Annotated in this window: 10 protein-coding genes; 5 read left to right on the plus strand and 5 right to left on the minus strand. The window is 38.2% G+C overall.

Annotation, left to right across the window (positions count from 1 at the left end):
* The first annotated feature begins 250 nt into the window (after positions 1-250).
* Entirely contained in the window at positions 251-925 is a 675-nt protein-coding gene (queC, locus tag KHS79_RS15630) for a 7-cyano-7-deazaguanine synthase QueC (RefSeq protein WP_094786193.1), read from the plus strand.
* A gap of 727 nt (positions 926-1,652) precedes the next feature.
* Entirely contained in the window at positions 1,653-2,336 is a 684-nt protein-coding gene (locus tag KHS79_RS15635; RefSeq protein ID WP_165773275.1) for a helix-turn-helix domain-containing protein, read from the plus strand.
* A gap of 122 nt (positions 2,337-2,458) precedes the next feature.
* Here KHS79_RS15635 and KHS79_RS15640 read toward each other — a convergent pair whose 3' ends face one another.
* The 5 genes from KHS79_RS15640 to tssI all read right to left on the minus strand — a co-directional run bounded on the left by KHS79_RS15640 (position 2,459) and on the right by tssI (position 8,569).
* Positions 2,459-3,559 carry a YcjF family protein gene (locus KHS79_RS15640; RefSeq protein WP_212720177.1) on the minus strand — a complete coding sequence of 367 codons (1,101 nt, stop codon included), beginning with the start codon at positions 3,557-3,559 and terminating at the stop codon, positions 2,459-2,461.
* Positions 3,556-4,977, minus strand: coding sequence for a YcjX family GTP-binding protein (locus tag KHS79_RS15645; RefSeq protein ID WP_212720179.1), 1,422 nt, complete (start codon positions 4,975-4,977; stop codon positions 3,556-3,558). Before KHS79_RS15645 ends, KHS79_RS15640 begins: the two co-directional genes overlap by 4 nt.
* Positions 4,978-5,076: 99 nt before the next feature.
* Positions 5,077-5,691, minus strand: a complete 615-nt coding sequence (locus KHS79_RS15650) for a DUF7738 domain-containing protein (RefSeq protein ID WP_212720181.1) — start codon at positions 5,689-5,691, stop codon at positions 5,077-5,079.
* 15 nt (positions 5,692-5,706) lie between these two features.
* Entirely contained in the window at positions 5,707-6,510 is an 804-nt protein-coding gene (locus KHS79_RS15655; RefSeq protein WP_212720183.1) for a DUF7738 domain-containing protein, read from the minus strand.
* Between the two features lie 31 nt (positions 6,511-6,541).
* Entirely contained in the window at positions 6,542-8,569 is a 2,028-nt protein-coding gene (tssI, locus tag KHS79_RS15660; protein WP_212720184.1) for a type VI secretion system tip protein TssI/VgrG, read from the minus strand.
* Positions 8,570-8,743: 174 nt separating this feature from the next.
* On the opposite strand from tssI, the gene KHS79_RS15665 reads away from it, so the two are divergent.
* Genes KHS79_RS15665 through KHS79_RS15675 form a run of 3 tightly spaced genes read left to right on the plus strand, consistent with a single transcriptional unit; the run spans position 8,744 to position 14,152 of the window.
* Positions 8,744-9,652 (plus strand): DUF4123 domain-containing protein, encoded by a 909-nt coding sequence (locus tag KHS79_RS15665; RefSeq protein WP_212720185.1) that lies wholly within the window; start codon positions 8,744-8,746, stop codon positions 9,650-9,652.
* Positions 9,645-13,127: a toxin VasX gene (locus KHS79_RS15670; RefSeq protein ID WP_212720186.1), complete on the plus strand. Its 3,483-nt coding sequence runs from the start codon at positions 9,645-9,647 to the stop codon at positions 13,125-13,127. Before KHS79_RS15665 ends, KHS79_RS15670 begins: the two co-directional genes overlap by 8 nt.
* Entirely contained in the window at positions 13,124-14,152 is a 1,029-nt protein-coding gene (locus KHS79_RS15675) for a hypothetical protein (protein ID WP_094786200.1), read from the plus strand. Before KHS79_RS15670 ends, KHS79_RS15675 begins: the two co-directional genes overlap by 4 nt.
* Positions 14,153-14,162: the final 10 nt, after the last annotated feature.

Raw genomic sequence — 14,162 nt, forward strand, 5'->3', positions numbered from 1 at the left:
TATTAACCTGATTAGTGCTTTCAGCAGTATTTATCAATACGAATGGTTTTTGGGACGACCGTCAAGTGACAAAGCCCCATGAGTCTGTATTACCCCATGAGCCTTTACAAATAGGTGACTGGGGCGAGGAATGAAGATAACAAAACCTAGAAATCATTCGTGAAGGGTATACTCTGTGAGAAATAGTCTGTAGTGAAGGCAAGGGCCACTAGCAGGTTAAGTCAAGTCATAAAAAGTTAGAGGATTACTGATGAAAAAGGCTGTTGTGCTCCTTTCTGGAGGTTTAGATTCCACTACATGTTTGGCTTATGCAAAATCACAGGGTTATGAGTGTTATGCGCTGAGTTTTGACTATGGTCAGAAGCATAACTCAGAGCTGGAAGCAGCCAAACGTATTGCACATGCCATGAACGCAGCAAGGCATGAAGTTCTTCCTCTACAGCTTAATCAGTTAACGCGTTCTGCACTAACAGATCAATCGATTGATATCCCAGATTATGTCGATGATGGTGAGATTCCTGTGACTTATGTGCCCGCTAGAAACACAATTCTAATTGCGGTTGCTTTGGGCTGGGCTGAAGTGTTGGAAGCGGATGCAATTTTCATTGGGGTGAGTTCAGTTGATTACTCCGGTTATCCAGACTGCCGGCCTGAGTATATTGAGGCTTATCGAAAGCTGGCCGAACTTGCCACTAAGGTTGGTGTTGAAGGCAAGCCTATTAGTATTGAAACGCCACTTATTCATCTTAATAAAGCTGAAACTATCCAGCTAGGGCACAAGTTAGGCGTCGATTATGGTTTAACAGTGTCTTGCTATCGAGCTAATGATGAAGGTGAGGCGTGTGGTGAATGTGATAGCTGTTATTTACGCAAAAAAGGCTTTAGTGATGCGGGTGTAGAAGACCCAACTCACTATATTCAGTAACAGCGGTGCTCCTGATACCTGTTTCGTAAACCATTCAAGCATTACCTGCGTTATTGAGCTCTGCCAATTAGAAGGTAATGCTTGAACCCTTCCTTTTGATCTTTCCTTAAAGTAGCGATGGCTACTCTGGCATCTGATATTGTCGCAATACCTTTTATTTCTTAGCGCTTAGGGTTAGTTTGAACAGCGATAAATGACTCGTTAGGGTTATATTGATTTGTGCTGGCAAAAAACATTATTGAATATTTTTATAATATACAACAAAATAAGTATAATAGGGATTTGTTGAAGCTAATAGTATTTATCGTTGGTAGTATTTAACGCTAATAGTATTAATACGTATTTCATCTATACCCTTCATGAATCATTTTTAGGGCTTGTTTTTGTAAGGAATTATCCTCGTAGCGAAGATTTTATGGCGGGGTTGGCCTGATATGCTTAGGTGAGTGACAGTTACACCAGGTAAAAATTGAGGGCAGTAGGTTAAGAACCAACTGATTAAAAAGCCCTTGCTTGAGTGTTAAGTGGAGAATCCCCAAAAGCTTATATTAAGAAGTGCAAAGAAAGTTCGGTATCCTTTGTGGTGGTCATAGTGAACAAGGAATTCATGTTTTTAATATACTACACAAGTTTTATAAATAACTGTTAACAAATGTTTCACTTTGTTCGTAAAGAAGGATATATCAATAATCAGTGGTTATTAGTAAGAAGTAGGCGGTGTGGAATTGTGACCAGAAGTGACATTACAACAGATGCTATTCACTGGGTGATTAGTGATCTTATTCAGCAGAAATCGAAACGGGATAATGTCAAGTTCACGGCTTCTCGATTAGCGAAAGAATTAAATGTGCCTAGATCATTAGTGTCCAGGTTAATTCATTCTGATCCAAGTAAACGTGTAACAAATCCAACCATAGAGACGCTCATCAAAATTATTGACTATTTTCGTTCTGATGGCTTTGATGTCACATTGGATGATTTACTTGGATTACGCAAGCAAGTTATTGATATTCAAGCTCAGCAGACAGGGCTGTTAACTGAAAAGGCTTCAGTACCGCTTTACTCTTTATCTGATCCCTTTGGTGAGTCTTTAGGTGTTGTAGAAACTAAATTGGTTGAGGCTAAAGAAACACTCTTGGCATTTCAATTAGATCGGGATATTCAGCCAATGTTTAAGCCTGGCTCAATATTTTTTGTTGATACAAGCTTAAAGCCATCGGTAAATATGTTAATAGCTATGCGGTTTGAAGGAAAAAATGAGCTAACTATTGGCAAGTATATTATCAGTCATGATGATGAGCTTTTACTGTCGTATTATCCCGAAAGCCAAATCATAAAAATTGATGTTAGCAGCAGTTATCAGGTTTTGGGGGGCGTTATTCAGGTGTATGCTAATACACACCATAAGTAGCTATACGCCCTTTTCTTGTTGTTTCTGCTGCTCAGTGAGGATGTTGCAAGTACAGTAGTTTGGCAACACCCTCAACCTCAAGCTGCGGCAGAGATTACAAATAACGTTGATAAGGCTAAATGCTAACAGTCTTTTTGTTTAATGGTATTTTTGAGTGACTGTGCAGAAGTTTGCCAAAGGGTTTGTTTGAGTTCAGTCAGTAACTGCTGGTGAATGTGCTTTAACTTTGGCCGCTCTTGTTCTGTAAAGGCTAGTGGTCGACACAGTGCCATCGTTTGATAGCCCAGTCTTGCTGTCATTAAACCAGCACCTATACCCTGAGCCATACGAGCAGAAAGTTTGCCCGCAAGCTCTGTTCCCAATAATTCCATCCCTAAATCGGCAACAAGCTCGCTGGCACCGGCAAAAAAGACATTGACGAGTACTGATTTGACTAACTTAATACGACTCCAATAGCCTAACCTTACCCCATAAATTGCTGCAATATCACTGATAAGTTTTACATTGCGCAACATCATAATCATCATATCTGTAATGGCTAGTGGGCTGATAGCAATAAATAAAGCTGATTCAGAAGCACTACGGTTAACTGCACGTTTTGCCTGCTGATCAAAGGTGCTTAACACGGTGTGGTTATATAGTTGTAGTGTTTCTTTATCTGTGTGCACATTGGTCAGTTGTGCAGTCCACTCTTGAAAGCACTCATGCTTATCATGATTACAGCGCTTGGCTAGTTTTTCACAAAAGATGACACCCTCCCCCTGCTGTTCGCTGGCTAATAATTGGGCTGCATGTTCTTGAAAACGGTGCACACCGCGTAGCCTCTTTAGTGAGCCAAGCTCTCGAAAAATGAGTCGTAACGTCGCGATGGAAAGACAGCCAATCCCCGTAATAAAAAGCCCTGCTAGCATAGGTGACTCCTGCCAGCTAGCCCATAAAAACTGCCCTAATTCGACAAGAGAGGCTGTCCCTAGCGTAATAAGCCCTAAACGTAGCAAAATACTACGGGATTTTTGAGGAACATTTTTTTGTTTGGTGAGTTGCTCCAGTGTTTGTTCAAGTTCGGTGGCAGGAATTTCTTCTAACGTAACACCATTATCCAGCACTTGTTGTGATTTTAAAGTGGGTGTGGGTGAGGTTGAATCGTTGATTGTTTTATCAAAACGAACAGCTGTTTTAAGCGGTTTAGCTTGATTGTCTGGTGTATTGCTATTGGCTGTCATTGCAGTTTATCCCCTAACAAAAAAGCTAATGCCTGATCTAAACGAATATGCGCTAAAGGGTGGTCGGGTTGTTTGGCTTGAGGTGCAAAGCTTACAAATTCAAAATGGTTATCTTGCCAATATTCATCGTTGGGGAGCACAGTAGGTACTTCACCAGGGAATAAAGTGATTGCTTCTCCGGTATCTGCTTTATTGCCTTGGATAGCGGGTATAGATTCGCCTTGATGTTGACAATACCCGGCAGTAGTTGCCCGAATAGATGCTAGAGCCATGGTGTCACAGGGTATGCCATCAAAGCGGACATGTTGCTTGGCACCATGAACCAGTTGTCCGAGTAAAGCCACTAAATGGCTATGCTGTTCTGGGGTGATGTGGTCTGCTTTAGTGGCGGCAAATAAAAGTCGATCTATTTTTGGCGCAAATAGTCGGTTCAATAAACTACTTCGACCATAGTTGAAGCTTTCAAGTATTAGTTCAATAGCGCGCTTTAAATCACGAAAACTTGCAGGACCTGCATTAAGGGGTTGTAAGCAATCGGCCAGTACAATTTGTCGATCAAACTGAGCAAAGTGTTCTTTATAAAAGCCTTTTACTACATGATCACGATACGCATCAAAGCGCTTCACTAGTTGCTCAAGTTGGGTGCCTGGCACAGGGCTTATACTATCTTCTAACTGAGTTGCTGCGGGTAGTGGAAAAAAGTGTAATAGCGGTGCACCAGACATTTCGCCTGGCAATAGAAATCGGCCAGGCTGTAATAAATGTAAACCGAGGGTTTCTCTAAAGTAGTGCAGTAGCTCAGTATACTCTTCTGCTAAGTCTCTCAGTAAGTCTTCATTGACTGGATCATCAGGCTTAATCTGTTGTGCTTTTTGTAACCATGATGCAGCTTTAGACGCTCGGGGTTCACTTTGTAGAAGCTGAAGCTGCTCCCGAGACCATACTAAATACTGCTGGTTAAGCATAGGTAAGTCGAGAAGCCACTCACCAGGGTAGTCAACAATATCTAAAAACAGGGTAGCAGTATCTGTTAGCCAGCTGGTGACGCCTTTTTCTGGTCGAAAACGAATGGCTAATCGAAGTTCACTTAAGCCACGGGTAGGCTCTGGCCACTGAGCTGGTTGTGAGGATAAGGCTTGTAGTGCCTGATCATAGCGAAAACTTGGGATATGAGGGTGAGGTTGGCTGATACGGCGACAACCTAAAAAGCGATCCTGACGTACGACATCAAAAAATGGCAGATGCTGGTTATCACAGCCTTCCAGTAGCTGGTTTACTAGAGATGAAATAAAAGCGGTTTTACCACTGCGGCTTAAGCCTGTGACGGCCAGCCGGACATGACGATCCAGACCGCGTTGTAGTATATCAAACCCCTGCTGTTGGATACGCTGCCAAGCACTACCAGACGTTATTTTCATTCATACTCCTTAACCAGGTGTGGTGTACTTCATAGTAATTCGACTGGTCAAGGATTGCCAAGTTCTTGTAATCACTATAATGATTACATAGTGGTCTAGTTAGTCTTCCATGGTGTACAGTATGCTTAAATCAGGCATTAAATAATGTAAGTGTGCAGATTTGCCATTGTCACAGGGTAATCGACCAAAATAACCAAAAAAATCCTCTGAAAAGAGGGTAGGCTGATTATGCTTTTTTAAACGAGCATTAAATTCATAAGGATGAATTTGCCAGTCTAATATTTGCCCACGTATTTTAATGCGAGCGCTTTTGGTGTGTGCAAGCCAGCTACGGTATCGAATCTTATTTCTAAGATTGGGTTCATCTTCTTCATAGGCTTTTTCTATAGAAGCACTTTCAGCAGCCATTGGTGCAAGATAAATACTCACTGTGCCAGTGTTATTGGTTTCTGTTGAAAAATACACATTTAGGCCAAACTTCGACCAAATCAACCAGCTAATATTTTTGCTTTCTTTATCAGGAGGTCCAAACACTTTATTCCATTCATCTTTATGGGTACCATAGTGAACTTTCTTGCCATTATACTTGAGATAACAGCCATCTATTTCGACCACGTTATCATTTGAAAAAGCGATTATTGGCATTAAAGTAATTAAAAGTAATACCTGCAGAGTTAACTGTATTTTTGATTTATGTATTCCGTTCATAGTCATTATAGTTTTTCACTTTTAGCGTTTTTTGTACTTATTTGGGTCAGAATACAAGTTACCATGAATTATCATAATATAACTTAGCCCTTGAGGTTTTCCTGAGCCATCATAAAATGGCTGAAATTTGACATAAATTTCGTTGCCAAATTCTGTGCCCATCATGGTATATTCGATTGATCTGCCTAGAGAGGCTATTTTGGGAAAGTCAGAAATGCTATTAAGAGGCTTTATTTTTGAGAATGATCTTTTGTTGTAATTCTTAGGGATGTTAAAGAAGTTTTTCTCAAGAGTTGTCTTGCTTATTTTTTTTTCTTCGATTTTAAGAATTCCGCTAAAATCATTTTTTGGGAAAAGAATAAACTGATACGTATGTTTTCTTCTGGCTGAGGCTAAATATAAGTCTGTTACAACACTAACTTTGCTTATAGGCACATCATCAGGTGAAATTTGCTCTTTATAAAATGGGCCAATATTTTCAGAATGGTTTTTTATATCAAGCATGATTAACAAAGAATGTGCTTTATTGGTATTTAGTCGTGACTCAATGGCTAAACCTAGCTTATCCCAGGTATAAGCAACTCTCAAATACTCGTCGGGTAAACCTTGTACGATAAATTTGGTGGTTCTATCTGGTTTGCCTAGTAGGTTGAACCAGTTTTCTATAGGGGTGTTGAGAAAAACAGTTTTGTTGTTGATTTTGATGTCTCTGCCATTAAGCGTTATTTCAATATTTGAAGAATGACTTGGTATGGTGGCGCATATTATAACCAAAAAAAATAAGGTTTTGATAATGCTACTTAGAAAACTCTGATGCATAATCATTATGTGTTGATCAAAGTGTATTTAGTCTCTTTTAAGATGACTTATTATTTGAAGTGGTTTTTTTGCACAAGTCACACTGTATATCAGCCACTGCGGCTGTTTTTCTGACATTTACAACTTGGGCGTCAACATCCCATGACATACTCTTTAATGCGACTGATTGTGCTGGTGTACCAACGCCCGGTGTTCCTCCGGCATTAATACGTATACTTGGGCCATTCATAGTGACACCGCCAGGGTTCAACTTAAAAAAGCTGTTGTTACCCTTGGCAATTAATTCCATATTGGCATCAATGATGAGTTTACTACTGGACTGTAAGTGTATTTCTTGAGTACTGTCTGTAAATGTTTTTTGTTTGGATTTTTCATGTAGATTGCCATGCACAGTTACGTATTGCTGTTGTTCCACCTGGGTATTGAGTTGTCCATGTACATGTTGAGTATACTTTTGGTGAATATGGCTATGGTGTGATTGATCAACTATTTCATGCTGCTGATGACCAATATGTGTTGTTTTGTCCTTTTTTACATGAATATCAATATTTCGCTCGGCATGAACAAAAATCTGTTCTTGACCTTTTTTATCTTCATATCGCCATTCATTGAAACCATCTGCATTGGGAGTGCTGCAGGTTTTAATGGTGGTTTTGGTTTTATGCTCTGGTAATTGATAAGGTGGCATATTCAGCCCATTATAAAGACCCCCTTTAATGATTGGGCGATCAGGATCACTATTAATAAAGCTGATTAAAACTTCTTGACCAATTCTTGGTAGTTGCAAAGCCCCCCAGCCTGTACCCGTCCATGGCTGTACCACACGAACCCAACAAGAAGCATGTTCTGAATAATTACCATCATGATCCCAGTGGAACTGTACTTTAATACGACCATATTGATCGGTGTAGATTTCTTCTCCTTTTGGACCGACTACAGTAGCAGACTCAATTCCATAGCAACGATTTTTTTTGATTATTTTAGGCGAGGCGATTGTCTTAAACTCAAGGTCTTTATAACAAGTACAGTTAAACTGACAGTTATACGTAGTAGGTTCATCACTCGCGCCTTCTTCTAGAGATTGAGGCTGTTTTCCATAATGACGGGTTTTTGTGACAAGATACTGTTGATTAAATTGAGGGTTGGAATGCTCTTGTAGCGTAAACAGCCCACCAGGCAAAAGGTAAATGCAGTTACTTTCTCCTTGGCCTAAGGTTATTTGACTTTGTGCTTGAAGGAGTTTGACATTAGCTTGTTGTGTTCCTGTCGGTATGGTTTGGTATAGACCACTATGATAATACAGCTCTCGTTGTGATTCTGTTGTAAGTTGTTTTTGCTGCTCTAAATCAAGACTGGGTTTTGTAAAATTATAGTCTCTTAAAGTAACCTTATTAATAGTTAGCTTTTCTCTTAAGTTAAAACGGTGAATGACATATTCAGGTTTGATCATACCTCGGTCATTAATGAGTGGTAATTCAGGAGAACGCACAGGTTTAAATATATACTTTGAATCACTGATCACTAAAGTGTGCTTGTCTTTTTCATGCGCAAAGTGATAGTGAAGGCCATCCTCACTCATTAATCGTTGGATAAAATTAAGATCCGTTTCCTGGTATTGAGTGCAATAAGTTCGTTTGGGAGGACGTTTGCCTACCTCTATTCGAAAATGATTTTTATCCTGCAAGCCTGCATTCAGTAAAAGGTTATAAATGATATCAAGGCTATCCATTTCTTGAAATATCTTCATATTATGACGCTGAGTTAACATCCATATTTCTGGCCTAAGGTTCATCTGGTAGCGTGAGAATCGTCGTCCAGTATCCAGATAGCTAATCTCACATACCTTTCCATGAAAAAAACGTGGTTGGTTTTCGTCAAATAGTGATAAAAAACCAGACTTATTGAGTAAAGGTTTTAATTCAAGGTCTGCACTGGTACAAGCAAAAATGATGGATACGTTGTACAGTGATGATATTTCTTCATTAACTTCAAAGGAAACGACTCTTAATGTTTCTTCGCAACCATCTATAGCACAGTTAAATACACTGGTGTGACCGTATTCCATAATTGTTTTTTTTGTTAACCTAATAATAAAATGATGATTAATTTATATCTTGTTACTTAGGGTATTGGCCGTATTGCTGTACCCATTGAACATACAGTTAGTATAGTGAGCTACAGTGATATCAGGAAATCGCCTATTCTAAAAATAGACTGATGATTGATGATATCTTAAAAGATGAAGACAAGTTCAAATCAAAACCATTACCGTGTATTTACAGTTGAAGAAAATATTGAATGGCCCGATACTTCAGCTTATTTATTATTAGATTCAGTACGCTTTGATAATATTAAACGTTGGATCTATGAGGCTGATCCTGTTCCTCAAATGAGAACGTTATATTTGAATACTGAATTGCATGATATTGCGGTTGTTTCTCCAGAGTTGGTGAAAGTGGAAATGTACTCACCTTTATGGACTCGTTTTATGGCAGAAGGGCTTGATTTACAGGCGGGTATTATTTTTTTTAGTGAGTACTCATTTGAAGCGTTGATTACTCATTGTCAGTGGTGGTGCAGGGTATTAAATCAGTGTAATGATGTTGCTATTTGCAGGTTGTATGATACAAATCTATGTGGCTGGTTATTTAAAGCTAGTTTACCAAAGCAGCTTACCTACTTACTTGGGCCTATTAGTGATCTCTATTGCTATAGGGAGGGAGAATGGTTAGCTTTTAAAAATGCTCAACCAAATACCGACAATAATTATGACGCGTTGCTTACGCTCGGTCAAAATCAATGGAGTGCGGTATCTGATGCAAAGTATCATTTTTTCTTAAAGCGGTTAGTTCAGCATATGGATATGTTTTTTCCTGATTTTTTATCTGGATTGAATCAACAGAAAAAGTTGGAGCGTGCAGATAGTTTATATAATGAGGCAGCTTCTTTAAATTTTGAAACAGAACAAGATATACTTTTTTATTGTAATGTCCTCGGGTTTTTAGGTTTCGATGTGTTACAACCTGACATATACCCAGAAATATATGCTTTATTAACACAGTCCAGTTCACTGACGCCCTCACAACGTATCAAGGAAGCTTCGATAAAAGCACAGCAAACAGTAAACAGCAAGGTTAGTAATGGCTAAAGAAATTAAAGATCCTAATACTGCGGCGTATCAGGCTTCTACCCAATCGCCAAAACAAAGTGGCCAAGCTTGTCCGTATACCTATGATCATATTTTTATTTATCCATTACGTTATGCCTTAGTGGAAGAAGCCATTGAGGATCATCCTGCGTTTCAGCCAGGGATTGATACTGAGATCAAACCAATTGGGGTGCGTTTAGCGCGTAAAGGTTACTTTTATTATATTCACTCAGATAAACCCGATAAGCTGCGGTTAAAGATCATTACCAGTAAAGGTGCATTTGCCGGAGAAAGTCCAATTAAACTTCCTAAGCAGGGCATGTTATGGTTTTATTTTTCAGAAATAAAGTGGACTGAGAAAAAGGAGACAATGATTGTCACCAATGAACAAGGCATGCGCGATAAACTTATGCAAAAAGTTTTTTTAAGTGGTTTTTCCGCATGTGATGGTGCTGAGCATTTAATACCCTGGTCTGAAGGCTCTGTACGTATTGCTGAGTGTAAACCTTTAATTCTCAGTGATCCATTAGCAAGGCAAGTATCACGGAATAATACGAGGCAACCCAAACAGAACCCAAATAGCTCACGTATTCAGTTTGAAACAAAAGGTTTTTATTGGTCACTCAATAAAGTTGATTCACCAGGAGGCCATCACTTAAGTCTTTTTGACAAAACCCCTCCTGATCAATCTGCATTTATATTAATGTTTGATATTTTAAGTGTGCTCAAAGACTTAACAAACTATCAAGGTTATTTGGCTGAATGGGAGGAAAATTGGCGAAAAGAAGAGCAAAATAAGTTTTTCACCGCAGACTTTATTGAAGGATTGTACACCTATAAGTTTGATGAAGTTAAATCAATGTTAGCTAAACAAACAGGTGATCAATTACAGTTATCAAAAGATCAGTATGAGTTATTTAAAAAAAGAGGAGTATTGCAAAAGCGAGTTGAAACTGCAAAGCAAGGTATTTCAGGGAAAGAATATATTCAATTTCCTAAGGGAAAATTAGAGCAAGAACAGTCTAAAATTGATCAACTAAAAAAAGAAGTTGATTCTATAGAGAGAAAATTAAAAGGTGCGTTTGGTGTACATTATGAAGAAGCAGTTTCAGCTTTTGAAAACTATACTGATGCGAAAGATTCGATGAAGGAAGGGTGGGGCGGATTAGCCCCAAGAGTAAAAGCTTTGACACGCTTGAAAGAAATGACAAGCTATCTTGCTGAGCAAAGAAAATGGTTACAACGTCATGACAAGCTAAGAGAAACTGTTGTACAAGATAGAGCTAAATGTATTCCAAAGTTTTATAAAGCCGCTTGGTATTTTGATACAGAGGATAAAGATCAACATAAGTACTACGGAGAAGCATTATTTGGATGTGTAAATTATATTTGCGATACACAAAGTGGGGTCGAATTTGCGAATGACTTTTTTATTGCAAAAAGTGGTATCCAGAATATTCTGGATGCAATGCCAACAGATGATACTGATTGGTTAAGTATTAGCGCACATGTCCGTAGAGCTGTTACGCTTATAAAAAGAATAAAATCATATAAAAAAGGATTTGAAGATGCTAAAGAATTATCGAAGCTATTAGAGATGGAAGGTGTTGATACTGCGCTTACAAAACGTTTAAAGCGAATGACGTCATCAGGTCAAAAGGTACGTAATATTTTGGAGCCTGCTTATCGCTACGAGTTAGAAAAACAATTTAAATCAGAATTGAAGAGCTTTAGTGATGTAAATAAAACACGGGTAAGGGAGGTAGCTAATAAATTTGTTAGACTAATGGAAAAGTGTGGTCCGGGAATGCATAGTTTATTTTTTGAAGGACTTATGAATGGTAGTGGAGTGGGGATAAAACTTGCTTCGCAAGCAGATGTAGATCATTTTGAAAAGCTAGTTCAACAACTTAACAGTATGCAGGTTATTTTAAAAAAACATATTCGAGCTGGAAATGAACTAAAACAGCAATGGAAATCTACAATAAACCAATCTTTACGTAAAGAAGTCATCGGTGAGTATAAAAATTTATCTTTAAAAATAAAGGATATAAAGCATCATCAAGGTAATATCTTACAAAGTATTGCTGATATGACAGACCCACTTAACTCCTCTGGTAAAGGTGTTATTTCAGTATCACTAACTCATCCAGAGTTAGATGAACTTAGAGTTCATTATAAAAACCTGAAACAAGGTATTTGGAAAGGATATAATTCTAAAGATACAGGTGAAGCAGCAAAAAAACTATTAAAGCCAGGTAACTTAGCTATAAGTATTTTGATCGCAAATATTGTAAATTTTTTACAAGTGAATGAAGAAGTTTATAGAAAAACAGAACAAAGTTCCAAAGACTACAAGCTTTTTTACGGTTCATTATTTGGTACACTAGCTGCAGTTAATACCTTTATTTCTGACATGTGGCGTAAGGGTTTGCAAGATGCTTTAGAAAATACCCAAAATCCATTTTTAGTAGATAAACTGGCAAAAGTGACTGTACTGAGTGGAGGTTTTAGTTCAATTTTAGGGTTTATTTCTACAATCAGTTATATGCTTTATGAGTTTGATAATTTTGAGAAAGCATCAAAAGATGGCAATGCAGGGGCCAAAGCTGCAATAGTGACCAAACAAATTGGTCATTTTACTAACTTAGTAAGTTATGGGCGTCAAACTTACGTATATGGTGATATAGTTTATACAGTATTGTTTAAGCAAACTGAAAGCTGGGGTGGGGCTTTAGCTAATCGAACCACAGTTTTGGCTAGAGTTAATCTATGGCTGTTGGTGGGATCACTTATTGTTATAATTGGCTCACTTATTTATGAGTACTATAATCCAAAAAAAATATTTAAGTGGGTAAAAGAGTCACTTTGGGGAATTGGAAATAGAAAGTACTCTGAATTAGAGTCGAAACAATTACTAGCAGAAGCTATTTCTGCTCCTCAAATAATAGTTCAGTCTATAAGATCAAGAACCCAAATCAAAGCATCAGGATATGGTTCGGAAAATATAGTAACTAATGTAAAGTATGTCATCGATATAATGGGATTTTCTCCAGTGCGTTTACTTTACCTAAAAGATAATGAACCCTCGCCTATTGCATTAGCGGTTGCTGTAAAACTAGAGGAAGCAAGCAGATGGAAAGCTAATGAGTTTGATTGGCATGATATTACCAATGACGTAATTTTGGGGAGTAAGTATACATTATTAGAACAAGGTCTAATTATTGAGTTTGAACTACCAGATTATTTAATGACTTCAGAAGGTAAAATAGAGTGGGTATTTTCAGTAATACCTGATCTAGCGCATAAGCCACTTAATAGTGAGGCAGGATATGTACGATTCAGTAGTTCGAACATACAGCGGGTAGGGGCAATGATGCAACTTGAATCCTCTGACCGATTGGCTTATGCCCATTTCCTACCTCTAATTGATTTGCGTACTGAACATATTGAGATGATAGAGGATAATACATGATCAGTCGACAGCGAATGGTGGCAGGAAAAACTTTTGAAGATAAGTTAAACCGTATTCTGGTATTATCCCCATTACCTATTATTACGAATATTTCTTGTATGGATGGACAGGGAATTATAAAAGCGAAAAATGATGTCTATTTAGATATTGGTCATAAAAGTGTAAGGGTAGGGGCGCAAAATTTAGCTCTTCTTTGTTGCTTGGTTTATGTAGTATTGGGAGGGGTTCAATTATTATTTTTTATATTTATGCCTCAATTTAGATCTGGGTATCAAACTCATCTCAATGTCTTTTTAATGGTTTTTTTTGGATTGCATTTATTTTATCTTCATATTATAGCAAGAGGTTACTTTTCATTAAAAAAACAGCGTTTTATTCGCTTTAACCGCCAGCGTAGACAGGTCGCTTTACCGTTTGGTGAAAAAGGCCAGTTTATAATTATTCCTTGGGAAAAAATATACGCATGGGCTGGCACTACACTGATGTTATCAGATACGACTGCTATACCCTTATCCACATTAACCATTACGATGGCCAGCCCTACAGATTTAACTAATTTTAGAGGACGCTATGAAGTCGCGTGTGGAGCTGAAATAAATTGCATTATGCAATGGGAGTGTATTCGTGCATTTATGGAAGAGGGGCCAGATGCTTGCCCTTCACCGAGTAAGCTTGATACTTTGGAAGAATATAAAGATAGTCGCCGCCGTTGGAAAGAAAATGGTATTTTAGTTGGTTGGCAAATATACAAACAAAAAATTTGGGACTGGATGCATTATTCATACTTTGCATATTGGTTGAGTGATTGGCATGAAAAAAGAATTCCAAAAGTCACACTATCAGATGAGATTATACGTTGGTCTGAACCTATCCCCGAAAGTCAGTGGCGTAAACCCTCACCAGAATTAGAGGAAGCCAATGCATTAGCTATGACTTATTATGAGCAGGGAGGAAAATTGGGTGATGCAAACATGCCAGTGTATGACCCTAGAAAAAAGGTCAGGAGAGATCAGATAAAAGAATAAATGAATGCTG

It is taken from the genome of Zooshikella ganghwensis (genome assembly GCF_018263875.1).
GTDB lineage: Bacteria > Pseudomonadota > Gammaproteobacteria > Pseudomonadales > Zooshikellaceae > Zooshikella > Zooshikella ganghwensis.